The organism is Xanthomonas sp. 1678, assembly GCF_031455575.1.
Classification (GTDB): domain Bacteria; phylum Pseudomonadota; class Gammaproteobacteria; order Xanthomonadales; family Xanthomonadaceae; genus Xanthomonas_A.
The window spans coordinates 352,547-369,241 of the sequence record NZ_JAVDSZ010000001.1 but is presented as its reverse complement, the minus strand read 5'-3'; the positions used below and the strand labels follow the sequence as shown (position 1 = coordinate 369,241).

General features: G+C 69.8%; 14 protein-coding genes. 3 read left to right on the top strand and 11 right to left on the bottom strand.

Annotation, left to right across the window (positions count from 1 at the left end; all coding sequences use genetic code 11):
- The first annotated feature begins 57 nt into the window (after positions 1 to 57).
- Entirely contained in the window at positions 58 to 1,149 is a 1,092-nt protein-coding gene (locus J2Y70_RS01720) for a GlxA family transcriptional regulator (protein ID WP_309912611.1), read from the top strand.
- Positions 1,150 to 1,196: 47 nt separating this feature from the next.
- Here J2Y70_RS01720 and J2Y70_RS01715 read toward each other — a convergent pair whose 3' ends face one another.
- Positions 1,197 to 2,357 carry a membrane dipeptidase gene (locus J2Y70_RS01715; RefSeq protein ID WP_309912609.1) on the bottom strand — a complete coding sequence of 387 codons (1,161 nt, stop codon included), beginning with the start codon at positions 2,355 to 2,357 and terminating at the stop codon, positions 1,197 to 1,199.
- A gap of 241 nt (positions 2,358 to 2,598) precedes the next feature.
- On the opposite strand from J2Y70_RS01715, the gene J2Y70_RS01710 reads away from it, so the two are divergent.
- A complete protein-coding gene (locus J2Y70_RS01710) occupies positions 2,599 to 3,867 on the top strand; it encodes a cation:proton antiporter (RefSeq protein WP_309912607.1) in 1,269 nt (422 codons plus the stop codon).
- Between the two features lie 181 nt (positions 3,868 to 4,048).
- Here J2Y70_RS01710 and J2Y70_RS01705 read toward each other — a convergent pair whose 3' ends face one another.
- Entirely contained in the window at positions 4,049 to 4,732 is a 684-nt protein-coding gene (locus tag J2Y70_RS01705; protein WP_309912605.1) for a hypothetical protein, read from the bottom strand.
- Positions 4,733 to 5,018: 286 nt separating this feature from the next.
- Positions 5,019 to 5,954 carry a LysR family transcriptional regulator gene (locus tag J2Y70_RS01700; protein WP_309912603.1) on the bottom strand — a complete coding sequence of 312 codons (936 nt, stop codon included), beginning with the start codon at positions 5,952 to 5,954 and terminating at the stop codon, positions 5,019 to 5,021.
- A gap of 142 nt (positions 5,955 to 6,096) precedes the next feature.
- On the opposite strand from J2Y70_RS01700, the gene J2Y70_RS01695 reads away from it, so the two are divergent.
- Positions 6,097 to 6,363 carry a DUF2798 domain-containing protein gene (locus J2Y70_RS01695; RefSeq protein WP_309912601.1) on the top strand — a complete coding sequence of 89 codons (267 nt, stop codon included), beginning with the start codon at positions 6,097 to 6,099 and terminating at the stop codon, positions 6,361 to 6,363.
- Positions 6,364 to 6,472: 109 nt separating this feature from the next.
- Here the strand turns inward: J2Y70_RS01695 and J2Y70_RS01690 are convergent, their stop codons facing one another.
- The 8 genes from J2Y70_RS01690 to J2Y70_RS01655 all read right to left on the bottom strand — a co-directional run bounded on the left by J2Y70_RS01690 (position 6,473) and on the right by J2Y70_RS01655 (position 16,678).
- Positions 6,473 to 7,192: a hypothetical protein gene (locus tag J2Y70_RS01690; RefSeq protein WP_309912599.1), complete on the bottom strand. Its 720-nt coding sequence runs from the start codon at positions 7,190 to 7,192 to the stop codon at positions 6,473 to 6,475.
- Positions 7,193 to 7,289: 97 nt separating this feature from the next.
- Positions 7,290 to 7,910: a glutathione S-transferase family protein gene (locus J2Y70_RS01685; RefSeq protein ID WP_309912598.1), complete on the bottom strand. Its 621-nt coding sequence runs from the start codon at positions 7,908 to 7,910 to the stop codon at positions 7,290 to 7,292.
- 245 nt (positions 7,911 to 8,155) lie between these two features.
- Positions 8,156 to 10,147 carry a glycoside hydrolase family 97 catalytic domain-containing protein gene (locus J2Y70_RS01680; RefSeq protein ID WP_309912595.1) on the bottom strand — a complete coding sequence of 664 codons (1,992 nt, stop codon included), beginning with the start codon at positions 10,145 to 10,147 and terminating at the stop codon, positions 8,156 to 8,158.
- A complete protein-coding gene (locus tag J2Y70_RS01675; protein WP_309912593.1) occupies positions 10,123 to 12,084 on the bottom strand; it encodes a beta-L-arabinofuranosidase domain-containing protein in 1,962 nt (653 codons plus the stop codon). The genes J2Y70_RS01680 and J2Y70_RS01675 overlap by 25 nt, the downstream gene beginning before the upstream one ends.
- Positions 12,081 to 13,109 (bottom strand): galactofuranose ABC transporter, permease protein YjfF, encoded by a 1,029-nt coding sequence (gene yjfF, locus J2Y70_RS01670; RefSeq protein WP_309912591.1) that lies wholly within the window; start codon positions 13,107 to 13,109, stop codon positions 12,081 to 12,083. The genes J2Y70_RS01675 and yjfF overlap by 4 nt, the downstream gene beginning before the upstream one ends.
- On the bottom strand, positions 13,106 to 14,161 hold the full coding sequence (locus J2Y70_RS01665) for an ABC transporter permease (protein ID WP_309912589.1): 1,056 nt from the start codon (positions 14,159 to 14,161) through the stop codon (positions 13,106 to 13,108). The genes yjfF and J2Y70_RS01665 overlap by 4 nt, the downstream gene beginning before the upstream one ends.
- Positions 14,158 to 15,672 (bottom strand): sugar ABC transporter ATP-binding protein, encoded by a 1,515-nt coding sequence (locus J2Y70_RS01660; protein ID WP_309912587.1) that lies wholly within the window; start codon positions 15,670 to 15,672, stop codon positions 14,158 to 14,160. Before J2Y70_RS01660 ends, J2Y70_RS01665 begins: the two co-directional genes overlap by 4 nt.
- A 13-nt stretch (positions 15,673 to 15,685) precedes the next feature.
- Positions 15,686 to 16,678, bottom strand: a complete 993-nt coding sequence (locus J2Y70_RS01655) for an ABC transporter substrate-binding protein (protein ID WP_309912585.1) — start codon at positions 16,676 to 16,678, stop codon at positions 15,686 to 15,688.
- Between the last annotated feature and the right edge of the window lie 17 nt (positions 16,679 to 16,695).

Here is a 16,695-nt window from a genome sequence, read left to right as displayed (position 1 = left end):
TGGCGCTATCCAGTCCAGGGCACACAGTGGCCAAATGCCGCGATCGGACGATAGCCCATGACCTCTTTGCCAGCTCGGTGTGTTCCAGCTTCCCTGGATGGAAAGCCCATCGGCATCGATCGCGCGCGACAGCCGCCGGGACCGCTGTGCGTGGTGCTTCTGGCCTACGACGGAATGAACCTGCTTGACCTCGCTGGTCCGTTGCAGGCGCTGGCCACGGCCAACCGGAGCGCGGAACCGGGGGCACCGGCACGGTATGACCCGATCGTGGCATCGGCACAGGGCGGCCCGATCGTCACCGGGTCGGGCTTGCCCGTGGTCACCGTCGCGGTCTCCGCGCTGGCGAACGTCGCGATCGACACGTTGATCGCACCGGGCGGCTGTGCGGGCGAGGAGTTCGAGGTCACGCCCGCGTTACGCGATTTCATCGCCGCGCGCGCCGGATCGGTGCGCAGGCTCTGCTCCGTCTGTACGGGCGCGTTCCTTCTGGCAGCCGCCGGCCAGCTCGACGGCCGGCGCGTGGCGACGCACTGGGCCTGGCTCGATAAATTGAAGCGCCGGCATCCCGAACTGGACGTAGATCCGGACAGCATCTTCATCCGCGATGGCAATCTCTGGACCTCGGCCGGGGTGAGTTCGGGAATCGATCTCGCATTGGCGCTGATAGAGCAGGACTATGGCCCGCGTGTCGCGATCGATGCGGCCAGGCACCTGGTGGTGTTCATGAAGCGCGCAGGCGGGCAATCGCAGTTCAGCGTGCCGTTGGCGGCGCAGACGCGGGATCATGCCTTCGTCGAGCTGCACGCGTGGATGGCTGCGAATCTGGGCGCGGACCTGTCGGTCCCGCGGCTCGCCGAGCATGCAAACATGGCGCCGCGAACCTTCGCGCGCATCTACGCTGCCAAGGTAGGGCGCACACCTGCCAAGACGGTCGAGCTGATGCGACTGGAGGCGGCGTGCCGCATGCTGGAGGAAACCGAGCTGCCCTTGAAGAGCATCGCCTTGCACGTGGGCTATGGCGACGAACAGAAGCTGCGACGCGCGTTTCGACGCCAGTTCGGCACCAATCCAGGCACGCATCGCTCGCGCTTCTCAACGCATCTCGTCGGCATCGCAGCGGAGGAACGCGGCAGTTCTGAGGAACGGTGAAAGCAGGCAAGAAAGCCTGAAAGACGGCACATGCCTAGCAGCGCGCGTCAGGCCACCCAGATCTCGCCGAACACCCGGTCGAAGTTCAGCCCCAGCACCTTCTCGGCCACCCGTGCGCCGTAGCCATGGCGCAGCAGCGCATCGGCCACGCGTTCGAGCTTGCGCGGGGTGTTGACGTCGGGCAGGTACGGCGTGCGGTTCTCGCCCGGCGCGCCGACGCCGTCGCGGCGGCGCTGCTGCATCAGCAGGTCCATGTCGCGCACGTCCTGCGCGGTGACCGGGAAGAACAGCGAATCGGTGCCGATGCCGACGTGATCCTCGCCGCACACGTCCAGCGCATGCCGCATGTGCTGGATGTAGTCGGCCAGCTGCGGCTGGCGGCGCTCCTCGGTCAGGAACGGCAGCATGTAGATGCCCATCACCCCGCCCTTGTCGGCGAGCGCGCGCATGTCGCGGTCGCGCTTGTTGCGCGGATGCGCGAACACCGCGCTGCAGCCGGCGTGGGTGATCACCGGCGGGCGCTGCGACAGCGCGATCCCATCGCGGGTGGTCTGCGCATTGGCGTGGCTCAGGTCCAGTGCCACGCCGAGCCGGTTCATCCGCGCGATCGCCTCGCGCCCGAGCGCGGTGACGCCGCCGGTATCGCCGTCCAGGCAGCCGGTGCCGAACGGCGAGGCGCGGTTGTAGGACAGCTGCATCACGCGCACGCCGAGCTGGCGGAAAAGGTCGATGCGCTCGGGCTTGTCCTCCAGCATCGATGCCGATTCGAAGGAAAAGATCAGCGCGATCCGGCCCTCGCGCTTGGCCCGCTGCAGGTCGTTGTGCTGCACCACCTTCAGGAAGTGCTGCGGCTGGTTCTCGACCAGCGCCTGCGCGGCGGCGATGTCGCGCACTGCCGCCTCGAAGTCGCCGTCGGCGTCGCCCAGCGTGGTCTTCAGCGCGCTCACCCCGGACTCGCGCAACTGGCGCAGCCGCGCGGCGTCGTCCGCGTTGCCGAACACCTGGCCGATCGAAGCCAGGGTATTGGCGTCGAGCACCAGCGCGCGCCGGTACAGCGCCGCGGCCTCGCTCGCGTCCTCGTCCTTCGCCGCGGGTGGCGCGGCCGAGGCCGCAACCCGGCCCGCCGGCGCCGTGCCGGGCAGCAACCCGGCGAGCAAGGCGCTGCCGGAGAGCCCCAACCATCGCCGCCGCGTCCATGCCTCGCTCATCGCTCTCTCCTGCAATCGGGGGGTGGGTGAGTCGCCCTGCGGCCGCCACGGCCGGATGCGCCTGCGCGCATAGCACTGCATCCGACGCGCCGCGATCAGTGCCGAAAGTACCGCCGCCGCCCGCCTGGACGCCCGCGCCGGCCCGCGGCCGCGCCAGCCGGCGTGCGGAGGGGGGCCGGCATGCGTGGATTTCCTGGCGCCGCGCTCCTATCATCCGCCGACCTATCAAGGATGTGCGCCCATGACCACCCCGCAGATGTCGGTGTATTTCTTTCTGCAGGCGGCGGCGATCCTGCTGGTGTGCCGGCTGGTGGGGCTGCTCGCCAAGCGCGTGGGCCAGCCGCAGGTGGTGGGCGAGATGATCGCCGGCGTGGCCCTGGGGCCGTCGCTGTTCGGCCTGGTGCTGCCGGACGTGCAGCAGGCCCTGTTCCCCAAACAGACCCTGGACATGCTGTACGTGGCCGCGCAACTTGGCGTGGGCCTGTACATGTTCCTGGTCGGCACCGACTTCCGCGGCGACCATTTCCGCGCCCGCTACCGCAGCGCGATGACCGTATCGCTGGCCGGCATCGCGGTGCCGTTCGTGCTCGCGTTCGCGCTGGTGCCGTGGCTGCTGCACACCCCCGGCCTGTTCTCGGCCAAGGCCAAGGTCCTGGAAGCCTCGCTGTTCCTGGGCGCGGCCATCGCCATCACCGCCTTCCCGATGCTGGCGCGGATCATCCACGAGCGCGGCCTCACCGGCAGTCCGCTCGGCACCCTGGCGCTCACCGCCGGCGCGGTCGACGACGCCGCGGCCTGGTGCATCCTGGCCATCGTGCTGGCTAGCTTCGGCGGCAGCTGGAACAGCGCCTATCTGGCGATCGGCGGCGGCGTGGGCTACGCGCTGTTCATGATGCTGGTCGGCCGCCACTGGCTGCGGCGCCTGGCCGACCACGTGCGTCCCGACCAGCCGCTCAGCGCCAGCGTGCTGGCGGTGGTGCTGATGCTGTTCTGCCTCAGCGCCTGGGCGATGGACGCGATCGGCATCCACGCGGTGTTCGGCGGCTTCCTGCTCGGCGCCTGCCTGCCCAAGGGCGCGCTGACCGAGAAACTGCGCGAACAGCTGCAGCCGTTCGTGGTGGTGTTCCTGCTGCCGATGTTCTTCACTTTCTCCGGGCTCAAGACCCAGCTCAGCGTACTGCTGGACCCGCAGATCCTGATCGCGGCGGTGGCGATCCTGCTGGCCTCGTTCCTGGGCAAGGGCATCGCCTGCTGGGCCGCGGCGCGCGCCAGCGGCGAGAACAACCGCGACGCGATGGCGATCGGCGCGCTGATGAACGCACGCGGGCTGATGGAGCTGATCATCATCAACATCGGCCTGCAGGCCGGGGTCATCGAACAGGGCCTGTTCTCGATCCTGGTGCTGATGGCGATCGTGTCCACGCTGATGGCCACACCGCTGTTCAACTGGGTGATGCGCCGCGCCGCGGCGCGCGAGGCGGCCACCGCCGTGGCCGGCACACCGGGATAAGCGGCACCCAGCGCCGTCCTTGGAGGACGAAGAGTTGCGGGCGCGGCAACCCAGCCGCCGATGCTCCCGAACGCCGGCTAGCGGCCCGAACAACAGTTGCCCGGACCCTCCGCTTCGCTGCGACGTCGGCGCAGGAAATCAGCTCAACGCAAACGTGCGACGGCACGGCCGGGGCACCATTTCACTTCCTTTGAAACACCGAAATGTAGATCGTGCCATTGGCATCGCCCCCGAGTACCGTGTGGGCGTCCGAAAAACTGTCCCTGAACCAGGCATCGCCATACGCCGAGGTGACAAGCGTCTGCCAGTCGGCATTGGCGGCCTTGGGCGACACGCCAGGCTTCACCACGGCGCTCATGTAGCACAAGGTCTTGCTGCAGTTCGGCGCCGATACCTCCAGCCCGCCATATGCGGCTGCCTTCGACCGCAAATGGGTGTCGAGATTCGCTTCGACACGGGACGACCAGTCCTCGTCGCGCCCTTCCATCTCATGGAGCGCGTGGAGGTCCTTGAACAGCGACTCGCCCGTGCCCAGGTCGGCCTGCATCGCGCTAACGCGCTTCATGTTGGCTTCGCTGATGGCCGACATGGTCGGAGAACCGCGCACCGTCGCCGGGTCGGCCGGCAGGTGCAGCGCGTCTCCACTCTGTATCATCGGCACGGTGCCGCGGACGCCACCCGCCACGCCAGCGGAGGCTCCCGCACTCCCGGGCGCGACCGCCACGGAAACCGCATTTGCCGCAGGCCGCGCATTCGCAGCGCCGGAGCGGGCGTCGGCGTGCGGCGGCTGCCCGAAGTAGAGATATCCGCCGGCCAACGCCGCAACGATCAAGATTCCAGTGACTGCGAGCAGTGGTTTGCGCATGGAAACTCCCTTGGAACGGAGCATCGGATCTCAACGCCCCATCGGCTCGATTCGATACGACAGCCAGAATTCGGCTGCGCCGCGATGGATCGCAACGTTCGCCGCCTGCTCCACTCGGCCGCGAAGTTGCCTGGATCGGCACCATCGTAATGGCTTTGGCGGCCGCATGTCCGACACGGGCAGAGGCCACGCCAACCCTACGCGCCCCGATCGGTTTCCATGGACAGATCGCGCCCAACAGGGAGTACAACGGCAACGCGCCCAGTCACGGCGGCCGCCGGCCTGCTCATCCAGCGCTCGCCACGCGCCATGCCGGCGGCAGGCCGGCGACGATGTGGTCCTGCAAGGCACGCACCTTGGGAGTGAAATCGCGGCGATCGGCGACGCACAGGTACAGCCGCATCGGCTCGGGCGCGGCGTTGACCGCGCCGGCGGCGTCGTACTCGAACAGGGCGCGCAGCGCGCCGCGCTGCAGGTAGGGCTGCGCCACGAACGCGGCCAGCCGGGTGATGCCGCCGCCGGCCGCGGCCATGCCGGCGAGCGCGTCGATGTCGTCGCCGACCAGCGCCGGCGTCACCTCCGCGTCGAACCGCACGCCGTCGCGGACGAAGCCCCAGCGCAGGTAGCGGCCGTCCACCGCCCAGCGCAGCAGCAGGCAGGCGTGGCCCTTCAGTTGCTCCGGCGTCGTCGGCGTGCCGGCGCGCGCCAGATAGTCGGGCGCGGCGCAGAACACGAACGGCACCGCCGCGATGCAGCGCGCGACCAGGCCATCCTGCAGCTGCGGCGCGATGCGGATGCTGACGTCCACGCCTTCCTGCGCATGGTCGACGCGGTGATCGGCGCTCAGCAGCTCGATCGACAGGCGCGGATGGCGCGCCGCCAGCGCCGGCAACAGCGGCGCCAGCACATGCCGGCCGAACGCGGCGGTGCTGGCCACGCGCAGGCGCCCTTCCGGCTCGGCATGCGGGTCGGCGACCGATTGCCGCGCGCGCTCCAGATCCTGCTCCACCTGCCTGACCTGCTCCAGGTACAGCGCGCCGCGCTCGGTCAGCGCCAGGCTGCGCGTGCTGCGGTTGAGCAGGCGCACGCCCAGGTGCGCCTCCAGCCGCGCGATGTTCTGGCTTACCGCCGCCGCGCTCACGCCCAGCGTCTTGGCGCCGCCGGCGACGCTGCCGGCCTCCACGGTGTGGATGAAGCTGCGGATGGACTGAAGAAGATTCACTGCGAGAGCCGATATACGCGATGCATTCGTAAGTTGCAGTTTACAAAGTCGCAAGCCGCCCTCGCCTACTGGCGCTGCGATCGGCTTGCTAACGTGCCGCCTCCCGAGCCGTTCGGCCGCAACGACCACCGAGGTATCGCCCATGCAGGATGTCGACATCGCCGCGCCACGCCGCCCGAAACTGGGCGTGCGCACCACCCCGTTCGTGTTCGCGTTCTACATGGCCACGATCATGGCCATGCTGATGTGCCTGGTGATCACCGCGGCCAACGCCGGGCTGGGCGATGGCTATCTGCAGCGCGTGCTCGGCGCGTACCGCCTGGCGATGCCGACTGCGTTCTGCTGCATCCTGGTGGTGCGGCCGCTGGTGATGCGGCTGGTGGCGGCGACGGTGCATCCGCCACGCTGAGGGTTTCGGGTGCTATAGCGCGTGATGCAGCAATGGTGGCGCTGGGCTCCCTGTCGCGGCTGAAGCCGCTCCTACAGGAGGGCGTGTGCACGGAGGCGAAGGCGCCGGCTCACAACGGCGTCAGCCGCCATAGCCCGTAGGGATTGGCGAACAGGTCGCCGGGTTGGAACTGGGCGCTGGGTTCGGCCTCGAGCCGATAGCGCGGCGCATCCTCCGCGACGGCGAAGGTGTGGCCCTCGCGTATCGGAGGCGCTTCGGTGAACAGATACCAGGTGAAGGTGTGCAGCAGCGCCACCGGGTCGTCTGCCGCCTGCGCAGCGACGATCGCGTCCTTCATGCCGAAATGGTGCATGCCGCAGGAATGCACCTGCTCGCCGGTGAGGTTCAACACATAGGCACGATGGGCGCTGAAAAAGCCAAGGTCCGCGCACAGCTGGCGCCATGCCCCTGGGCCGTGCGCGACGCCGCTGCTCTCGACCTTCACTCCGAGGCCGCCGGCGTCCAGCAGCGCCGCGGCCGCCAGCATCATCGCCTCGGCGCGCACCCTGGAACCGCCATCGCCGATCAGGTACACCACCGAGACATGCGCGTGGATGCGCGCCATCTCCTCGGAATCGAGCCAATGCGGCCCGGCGGCGACGAACGCCGCGGCCATGCGCGGGTCGTGCGGCTCGTATTGCAGCTCGAACGCGTCGCCGCTTTGCGTATGCAGCAGGACCCGCCCGGCGAACAGATACCCGCCGCTGTCGCGGACGATGCGCGCGACCAGATCCGAGCGGTCCTGCCACGGACCGGGAATGCACAACACGATTTTCGGGGTTTCGATCAAGCTGGCGGCTCCTTGCCGTCGGATGTCGGGAGTGCGCGACCGGAACGGCCGCCGCCGCGAACACGGCGCGGCGCGGCGGCCGCGGACGAGGCCATGCTCAGGTCAGCGGCGTCATCACGCCCTTGCGGTAGGCCGCACGCTGTTGCAGGCGCGCGTACCAGTCCTGCAGATGCGGCAGCGCGGGCCGCTCGATCGGCATCTCGAACCAGGCGTAGACGAAACTGCCCAGCGGAATGTCGCCCATCGCGAACTGCGCGCCCGACAGCCACGGCTGCTGCGCCAGCGCCGCATCGGCGAGCGCCAGCAGTTCGCCCGAGCGCGCCAATGCGGCGGCGATCCTGGCTTCGTCGCGCGCTTCGGGCGCGGTGCGCAGCGTGCCCCAGAACAGATCGCGGAACGGGCCGGCGAAGGTCGAGGTGGTCCAGTCCATCCATCTGTCGCCGAGCGCGCGCGCGGCCGGATCGCCGGGGTACAGCGTGCCCGAGGCATAGCGCGCGGCCAGGTAGCGCACGATGGCGTTGGATTCCCACAGCGCCAGGCCGTCGTCCTCGATCGCCGGCACCAGGCCGTTGGGATTCATCGCGCGGTAGTGCGGATCGTCGGTCCCGCCGAACGCGCCGCCGACCTGGATCGACTCATAGGGCACCCCGGCTTCCTCGGCGCACCACAGCACCTTGCGCACGTTGCTCGAATTGTGTCGTCCCCAGATCTTCAGCATGGCAGCGCTCCTGTCACGAGCGCCAATTCTATGCTGCCGCCTGCGCGCAGCGACGCCGATGCGTGCGATTGCGGCTGCGGCTGCGATGGCGCCAGCGCAACGGCGCCGATCCAGTCCGGGACCGGGCCGCATCGACAGCGGGCATCCCTATCGGCAGCGCCAGGCGCCATTGCCGCCGTGCCCGCACGCAGATCGCCGGAGATTCCGGAATGCGCCGCTGCCGTGCACGGCAGCGGCGTGCACGCTCAGTCGAACTGCAGCACGAAGCCGCCGCGCGCGGGCAACTGCAGTTCGACGGTCTGCGCCGGCGGCAGTTCGATGCGACGACTGATCAGGCCCAGCGGGCCGTCGCCATCGACGATCAGGCGTGCGCCGCGGCCGGCCACGCCCAGCTCCGCCAGGTTCAGGCGCAACGTGCGCGGTTGCGCGTCGGCATTGATGCCGGCCACGTACCAGCGCGCGCCACCGCGCCGCGCGAACACCGCGAAGCGCCCGGGGTAGCCGTCCACATAGCGGCTGTCGTCCCACACCGACGGCAGTTCGCGCAGCAGCGCGCGCACCTCCGGCGCCGCCTTTTGCAGATTCTCAGGCGTCTCGGCGTAATGCTGGATGCCGGACACGAACAGCACCGTCTCGGCCAGTTCGAAGCCCGGCGTGGTGCGGCGCTGCACCTTGTCGTTGAGCTTGACCAGCGCCAGCGGGGTGAAGTCCATCGGGTCGAACACGTTGCGCGCGAACGGCAGCATCGCCGCATGCGCCGGCACCTGGTCGGCATTGGATTGCTCGAAGGTGGCGAATTCCAGGCCGCGCACCGCCTCCATCGTCATCAGGTCCGGCCAGGTGCGCTGCCAGCCGCGCGGCAAGGTGGCGCCGTGGAAGTTGAGCATCAGCCCGTATGGCGCGGCGTCTTCCATGATGTCCAGGTAATAGCCGATCATCGACTCCCCGTCGCCGCCGAAGAAGTCGATCTTCATGCCGGCCACGCCCATGGCCTTGAGCCGCGCGAACTCGCGCACACGGCTGGCGTGGGTCAGCATGCGGTCGCGCGGGGTCTGCGGCGCTTCGTTCCAGCTGCCGGCCGAGTTGTACCAGAGCAGGATCGCGACCTGCTTGCCGCGCGCGTAGGCGATCAGTTCGCGCAGCTTGTCCTCGCCGATCTGCGTGTCCCACAGGGCGTCGATCAGGGTGTAGCGCCAGCCCATGCGCGCGGCGAAGTCGATGTAGCGCTTCTGCACCTCGAAGGTGGTGGCGCCGTCGCCGAGCAGCGGCCAGCTCCACGACGCCTTGCCCGGTTGCGGCGGCGCGATGGGCGGCGCCGCGGGCGGATCGGCCAGGTCGGTGCCGATCGTGGACTCGGCGATGGTCTTCAGGCTGCCGACCGCGACGATGCGCCACGGCGAGCGCCACGGCAGCGCGAAGCGCGGATTGGCGGCGCCGCCGGGCAGCACCTCGCGCGGATCGGGCATGCCGATCGCGTACGCGCCGGGCGCGTCGGCGACATCGCGCAGGCGGCTGCCGGCGTGGCCGCGGCCGAGCGAGCCCTCGCTGAGCAGGACCCAGTCCGCCTCATGGCGGAACAGGGCCGGATACACCCAGCCGGCCGCGAGCGGCGACGGCGTGCCGACGCCGATGTCCTGCAGGTAGTACTCCTCGTACGAAGGATTGGTCCTGCCGAAGCCAGTCTTCGCCGGCGACATCGGCTGCAGCCAGGCGCGCGTGGCGGCGGCGAAGTGGAACGTGGTGGCGTCCTCGCGCAGCTCGCGGATTTTAGGGTCGCGCTGCGGGAAGTCGTAGCGGAACGCGACGCCGTCGTCGGAGACCTGGAATTCGATCTGCAGGCGTTCGCCGTTGGCGCCGCGCCAGGAGAACACGCGGCGGTTGGCGCGGTAGTCGTTGATGCGCCGCTTGCCGGTCAGCAGCTCGTAGCGATCGTGCACCGGCTCGACCGGCGACACCGCGAGCAGGCGCAGGCCCTTGGAGAAATCGGCATCGTCGCGGACCAGGCCCAGCCGCGAGGGCAGCAGTACCTCGCGGCCTTCGCGCAGCACGCGGTAGTGGGCGGTGCCGGCCGCGTCCACGCTCACTTGCGCGCGCAGCGTGGCGTCCGGGCTGAGCACTTCGCCGACCATGCGCTCGGCGGCCAACGTCGGCAGCGCGCACAGCAGCAGCACGCACGCTGCCGCGATTGCGGCCGACGACAGGCGCCAGCGGCTCAGAACTGCGGGTTCTTTTCCCATACCGGCCTCGCTCGGCAATAGACCGCGTAGCGCTCGTGGGCGATGCGGTAGAACGGCAGCAGGGTGATCGGGCCCTGGATGCCATCGGCCTCGAACACCTGCTCCTGGCCCTGGCCCTCGCGCTTGCGCGCCCACAGCTGGTCCGGCGCGAAGTAGACCGCCGGCAACTGGCGGCCGACGATCCGGTTCAACGACGGCCGCTGATCGGACACGTGCAGCTGCGCCGGATCGATGCCGTCGCTGCCCAGCTGCGCGGCCAGCACCAGCGGGCCGTACATCATCGCCTGCAGGCTGGGTTCGTCGGGCAGCGGCGCGGCGTGCAGCGCCATCGGCAGGTCCAGTTCGATGCGGTCGCCGTCGGCGAAGCGGCGCTCCAACACCAGGTAGCTGCCCGGCGTCGCCTCCACCGCCTGCGCCTTGCCGTTGATGCGCAGGCGCACGCCCTGCGTGGCCCAGTATGGGATGCGCAGGCGCAGCGTCATCTGCTGCGTGCGCTTGCACTGGAACTCCAGCGCGGTGCCTTCCTGTTGCGGGAACCGTGTGCGCTGCACGACGCGCAGGCCGCGCTCGGGCCAGTCCAGCTGCGAGGCGATGAACAGGTTGACGGTAAGGCCGGCATCGTCGCGGAAGTAGATGCTGTCGTTGCTCTTGGCGAACTCCTCCACGCCGGTGCCGGTGCAGCACCAGAACGAGGCGAACGGGGTGTTGTAGAGCTTCCAGTAGCCGGCATCCATCGGCACGAAGTACATCAGCATGCCGGCTTCGTCCTGGGTGCCCAGGCGCGCGTTGAACAGCACGCGCTCGTAGTAGTCCATCAGCGCCGCGTTCGGCTGCCAGGTGTACAGGTGCCGGGTCAGCTTGAGCATGTTGTAGCTGCAGCAGCACTCGTGGCTGTGCCCGCTCAGGCGCCCGGCGAAGTGGTCCGGCTTGCCGAACAGTTCGAAATCGCTGGTGCCGCCGGTGCAGTAGGCGTGGTGGCCGCTGACCGTGCGCCAGAAGAATTCGGCGACCTGGCGCTGGCGCGGCTCGCCGTCGATCTCGTAGGCGCGCGCGGCGGCGACGATCTTGGGGATCTGGGTATTGGCATGTAGCCCGGCCAGCGCGTCGCGGCCCTGCGCCAGCGGCTCGAGCAGCGAGGCCTGTTCGTAGCGCGCGGCCCAGCGCCGGTATTTGGCGTCGCCGCTGAGCAGGTACAGCTCCAGCAGCGACTCGTGCACGCCGCCGAACTCCACGCCGAGGATGCGCTGCCACTGCGCGTCGTCGAAACCGTCCATCCACGCGCCCAGCCAGTCGGCGAAGCGCTGCGCGGTGCGCAGCGCCTGCGCGTTGCCGGCATGGCGGGCCATGTCCAGGTGCCCGGCCAGGATCTTGTGCGCGGTGTAGATCGGCACCCACACCTCCTCGCGGCGGCCGAGCCGGTCGTAGAACGAGGACGGGTACGCGCCGATGTAGCCGTCCGCGCGCTGGCAGCGCGCCAGGTCGGCGACCAGCGCATCGGCCTTGTCCTTCAGCGCGGCGTCGCCGGTAGCTGCGTACAGCAGCGCGCAGGCGGACAGGTAGTGGCCGCCGGCGAAATGCCCGCGAATCTCGCAGTGCGGCGACTCCCAGCCGCCCAGCGGCTCGGCCTGCGAATCCAAGCCCGCGGTGAGCCGGAAACTGTGCAGCAGGCGCGCGTTGGGAATCGACATCAGGTAACGGCGGTCGCGCTCGCGCGCCTGCAGGAATGGGCCGTCGAGCAATTGCACCTGGCCCAGCGCGAACGGCTGCTCGCGCAGTTGCACGGACGGCAGCCGTCTCGCGGCCGCTGCTACCGCCGCAGGTGGCGCGGCCAGCGCCTCGCCCTGCGCCAGCACACCCAGCGCGGCCAGCGAGGCGCCGCCGTACTGGAGGAAATCGCGGCGTGTGCAGGCCAGGCCTGGATCTTCATGTTCCATCATGCGTCCGCTCCCGATTCCGGCAGGCGCCGGGTCAACAGGCGCTGCAGCAGGCAGAACACCAGCAGCAGCGCGCCGATCACGATGCGTGTCCACCACGAGCTGAGCGTGCCGTCGAACACGATCAGGGTCTGGATCACGCCCAGGATCAGCACGCCGAACAGCGTGCCGATCACGTAGCCGCTGCCGCCGGCCAGCAGCGTGCCGCCGATCACCACCGCGGCGATCGCGTCCAGCTCCAGGCCCAGCGCATGCAGGCTGTAGCCGGACAGCATGTAGAACGTGCACACCACCCCGGCCAGCGCCGAGCAGAACCCGCTGAAGGCATAGACCTTGACATGGGTGGCGGCCACCGGCAGGCCCATCAGCCGCGCCGAGGCTTCGCTGCCGCCCAGCGCGTACACGCAACGGCCGAAGCGCGTGCTGTGCGCCAGCCACATGCCCAGCGCCACCGTCACCAGTGCGATCAGCGCGCCGATCGACAGCGAGGCGCCGGCGCCGATCGGCACCCGCACCTGGGCGATGGCCACGTACAGCGCATCGTCGATCGGAATCGAATCGACGCTGATCAGGTAGCTGGCGCCGCGCGCCAGGAACATGCCGGCCAGGGTCACCACGAACGGCTGCAGCCGGTAGCGCTGGATCAGCATGCCCATGAACGCACCGAACAGCGCACCGAGCAGCAGCACCAGCGGGATCGCCGCCAGCGGCGACCAGCCGTGGCGCTGCACCAGCGAGGCCGACAGCACCGTGGTGAAGGCGATCACCGCGCCCACCGACAGGTCGATGCCGCCGCTGAGGATCACGAACGTCATGCCGACCGCGGCGATGCACAGGAAGGCGTTGTCGATCAGCAGATTGGCGAACACCTGCGGCGACAGGAAGCCGTCGTAGAGTACACCGCCGGCGCCGGCCATGGCCACGAACAGGGCCACGGTGATCGCCAGCGGCAGGCGCGCGCCGTGCAGCAGCGCGCCGGCGCGGCGCAGGCCGCGCGCGTTCTGGATCGGCACGCCGGCCGCGCTCATCGTCCCGCTCCCGGATCCGGGCGCCGCACCCAGCCGCGCACGCTGGCGCGGAACTGCGGCGATTGCAGCAGCATCACCGCGAACACCAGCAGCGCCTTGATCAGCATGTTGACCTGCGCCGGCACGCCGATCGCATAGATCGTCGCGGTCAGGGTCTGGATGATCAGCGCGCCGATCAGGCTGCCGGCCAGGCTGAAGCGTCCGCCGTCGAGCAGCGTGCCGCCGAGGGTCACCGCCAGGATCGCGTCCAGTTCCATCAGCTGGCCGGCGTTGTTGGCGTCGGCGCTCTTGACGTTGGAGCTGATCAACAGCCCGGCCAGGCCGGCGCTGAACGCGCAGAACACGTACAGCAGCACCGCGATCAGCCGCGCCTTGACCCCGGCCACGCGCGCCGCGCGCGGGTTGTGCCCGATCGCGCGCACGAACAGGCCCAGCGCGGTGCGCCCGAGCAGCAGCTGCAATACCACGAACACCGCCGCGACCACGAACAGCGCGAACGGCAGGCCGAGCAGGAAGCCGTTGCCCAGATAGAAATACGGCGGGTAGTAGATGGTCAGGATCTGGCCGTCGCCGATCAGCTGCGCGACGCCGCGCCCGGCCACCATCAGGATCAGCGTGGCGATGATCGGCTGCATGCCGACCTTGACCACCAGCAGCCCATTCCACAACCCGCACGCGGCGGCGACCAGCAACGGCGCCACGATCACCGCCCACAGCGGGAAGCGGCTGTGCTCGCCGCCGCCGATCATCCACGCCGCCACGGTCGCGGCGATCGCCACCACCGCGCCGACCGAGATGTCCAGGCCGCGCACCGCGATCACCAGGGTCATGCCCATTGCGACCAGCGCCAACGGCGCGGCGCGGTTGCCGATGTCGACCAGGTTGCCGTACAGATGCCCGTCGCGCCATTGCAGCGCCAGGAAGCCGGGATTCCATAGGCCGTTGCCGAGCAGCAGCAGCGCCAGCGTCGCCAGCGGCCAGAACAGCGGGTGGGCGACGATGCGCGCCGGCAGCCGCGGCGCGGTCGAAGACGGCGTGGCCGCCGCGCTCATGCCGCCGCACTCCCGGCGATCAGTTCGAACACCGCGCGCTCGCCGCATCCACCCGGCAGTTCGCCGACCAGGCGGCGTTCGCGCAGCACCGCGATGCGGTCGGCGATGCGCTCGATCTCGGCGACCTCGGCGGAAATGAACAACACCGCCATGCCCTCGCGGGCCAGCGCCAGAATCCGGGTCATGATGTCCTGCTTGGCGGCGATGTCGATGCCGCGGGTGGGTTCGTCGAGGATCAGCAGCCGCGGCCGCGTCGCCAGCCAGCGCGCCAGCACCACTTTCTGCTGGTTGCCGCCGGACAGCAGGCCGACCGGCGTTTCCACGCTGGCGGTCTTGATGCCCAGCACGTCCACGTAGCCCTGCGCGATGCGCAGCTGCTCGGCCAGCGGCAGGAAGCGGCGCAGGCCCATGCGCGCCTGCAGCGCCAGCACGATGTTCTCGCGCACCGACAGCTCGGCGACGATGCCGTCGGTCTTGCGCTCTTCCGGGCACAGCGCCAGGCCGTGGCGGATCGCGTCGGGCGGGCCGCGCAGCGCGATCTCGTGGCCGTCGATGGACACATGGCCGCAATCGGCGCGGTCCAGGCCGAACAGCAGCCGCGCCAGCTCGGTGCGGCCGGCGCCGAGCAGGCCGGCCAGGCCCAGCACCTGGCCGCGGCGCAACTGCAGGTCGACCGGATGCAGCTGGCCGCGGCGGCCCAGGCCCTGCGCCTGCAGCAGCACCGGCGCGTGTTCCGGCGCCGCGACGTGCACCGCGGCGGCCGCGGCCGCGGCCACGTCCAGTTCGCGCCCGACCATCGCCGCGATCAGTCGCGGCGCCGGCAACTCCGCCGCCAGGTATTCGCCGACCAGGCGCCCGTTACGCAGCACGCTGATGCGGTCGGAGACCGCGTACACCTGGTCGAGGAAGTGGGTCACGAACAGGATCGCCATGCCCTGCTCGCGCAGCGCGCGCATGACCCGGAACAGTTCGGCGACCTCGCCCTCGTCGAGGCTGGAGGTCGGCTCGTCGAGGATCAGCACCCGCGCCGACACGCTCAGCGCGCGCGCGATCGCCACCATCTGCTGCACCGCCACCGGGTAGCTGGACAGCGCGCGGCGCACGTCGATGTCCACCCCCAGGCGCTGCAGGCCCTCGTGCGCCTCGCGCTCGACGCGGCGCCAGTCGATGCGCCGCGGCCAACCCTTCAACGGATAGCGGCCGGCGAAGATGTTCTCGGCCACCGACAGGTTCGGGCACAGGTTCACTTCCTGGTACACCGTGCTGATGCCCAGCTGCTGCGCCTGCAACGGCGAGCTCGGCGCGATCGCGTCGCCGCCTAGCGCCATGCGCCCGGCATCGGCCGCGACCACGCCGGTCAGCAGCTTGATCAGGGTCGACTTGCCGGCGCCGTTCTGGCCCATCAGCGCATGGATCTCGCCGCGGCGCAGGCACAGCGCCACGTCGTCCAGCGCGGCGACGCCGGCGTAGGCCTTGCTCAGGCCCTGCGCGTGCAGCACGACCGGGTTCATCGGCGGCGCTCCGTCAGTACTTGCGATTGGGCAGCTCGGCGGCGGCCTGCTCCTGGGTGTACACCGATTCCTCGACCACGATGCGCTTGGGCAACGGCTTGCCGGCCTTGACGTCGCGGATCGCCTGCACCAGCTGCGGGCCGAGCAGCGGATTGCATTCGACGGTGACGTTGAGCTTGCCGGCCTGCATCGCCTCGAACGCGCCCTTCACCCCGTCGATCGAGATCACCAGGATGTCCTTGCCGGGCTTCAGCCCGGCTTCCTCGATCGCCTGGATCGCGCCGATCGCCATGTCGTCGTTGTGCGCGTAGAGCACGTCGATGTTGCGCCCCTCCGACTTCAGGAACGCCTCCATCACTTCCTTGCCCTTGGCGCGGGTGAAGTCGCCGCTCTGCGAGCGCACCACCTGGAAGCGCGGGTTGGCGGCGATGATCTCCTTGAAGCCTTTCATGCGGTCGATCGCCGGCGCCGAGCCGACGGTGCCCTGCAGCTCGACGATGCGCACCGGCGTGTCGCCGTCCTTCAGCGGCGACTGCTCGAGCAGCCAACGCCCGGCCTTGCGCCCTTCCTCGACGAAGTCCGAGCCGATCAGCGTGGTGTACAGCGTATCGTCGGAGACCTTGACCGCGCGGTCGGTCAGCACCACCGGGATGTTCGCCGCCTTGGCCTCGCGCAGTACGGTTTCCCAGCCGGATTCGACCACCGGCGAGAACGCGATCACGTCCACGCGCTGGGCGATGAACGAGCGCAGCGCCTTGATCTGGTTCTCCTGCTTCTGCTGCGCATCGGAGAACTTCAGTTTCATCCCCGCCTGCTCGATCGCCTGCTTGACCGAGGCGGTGTTGGCGGTGCGCCACTCGCTCTCGGCGCCGACCTGGCTGAAACCCACCGTGATCTGGCCCGGCTTGCCGGCCGCGTCCTTGCCGCCGCCGGAACACGCGCTCAACGCCGCGCCCAGCAGCACCGCCATCCCCAGTACCGCCGCACGCACTGCCGACTTCTGCATAACCCTTCCTCGTTCGT

Bases quoted from the DNA above. Each gene is read 5' to 3' on its own strand.
- J2Y70_RS01720 (WP_309912611.1), top strand. From the start codon at position 58: ATGACCTCTTTGCCAGCTCGGTGTGTTCCAGCTTCCCTGGATGGAAAG.
- J2Y70_RS01715 (WP_309912609.1), bottom strand. From the start codon at position 2,357: ATGAGCGAGGCATGGACGCGGCGGCGATGGTTGGGGCTCTCCGGCAGC.
- J2Y70_RS01710 (WP_309912607.1), top strand. From the start codon at position 2,599: ATGACCACCCCGCAGATGTCGGTGTATTTCTTTCTGCAGGCGGCGGCG.
- J2Y70_RS01705 (WP_309912605.1), bottom strand. From the start codon at position 4,732: ATGCGCAAACCACTGCTCGCAGTCACTGGAATCTTGATCGTTGCGGCG.
- J2Y70_RS01695 (WP_309912601.1), top strand. From the start codon at position 6,097: ATGCAGGATGTCGACATCGCCGCGCCACGCCGCCCGAAACTGGGCGTG.
- J2Y70_RS01685 (WP_309912598.1), bottom strand. From the start codon at position 7,910: ATGCTGAAGATCTGGGGACGACACAATTCGAGCAACGTGCGCAAGGTG.
- J2Y70_RS01680 (WP_309912595.1), bottom strand. From the start codon at position 10,147: ATGGGAAAAGAACCCGCAGTTCTGAGCCGCTGGCGCCTGTCGTCGGCC.
- J2Y70_RS01675 (WP_309912593.1), bottom strand. From the start codon at position 12,084: ATGATGGAACATGAAGATCCAGGCCTGGCCTGCACACGCCGCGATTTC.
- yjfF (WP_309912591.1), bottom strand. From the start codon at position 13,109: ATGAGCGCGGCCGGCGTGCCGATCCAGAACGCGCGCGGCCTGCGCCGC.
- J2Y70_RS01665 (WP_309912589.1), bottom strand. From the start codon at position 14,161: ATGAGCGCGGCGGCCACGCCGTCTTCGACCGCGCCGCGGCTGCCGGCG.
- J2Y70_RS01660 (WP_309912587.1), bottom strand. From the start codon at position 15,672: ATGAACCCGGTCGTGCTGCACGCGCAGGGCCTGAGCAAGGCCTACGCC.
- J2Y70_RS01655 (WP_309912585.1), bottom strand. From the start codon at position 16,678: ATGCAGAAGTCGGCAGTGCGTGCGGCGGTACTGGGGATGGCGGTGCTG.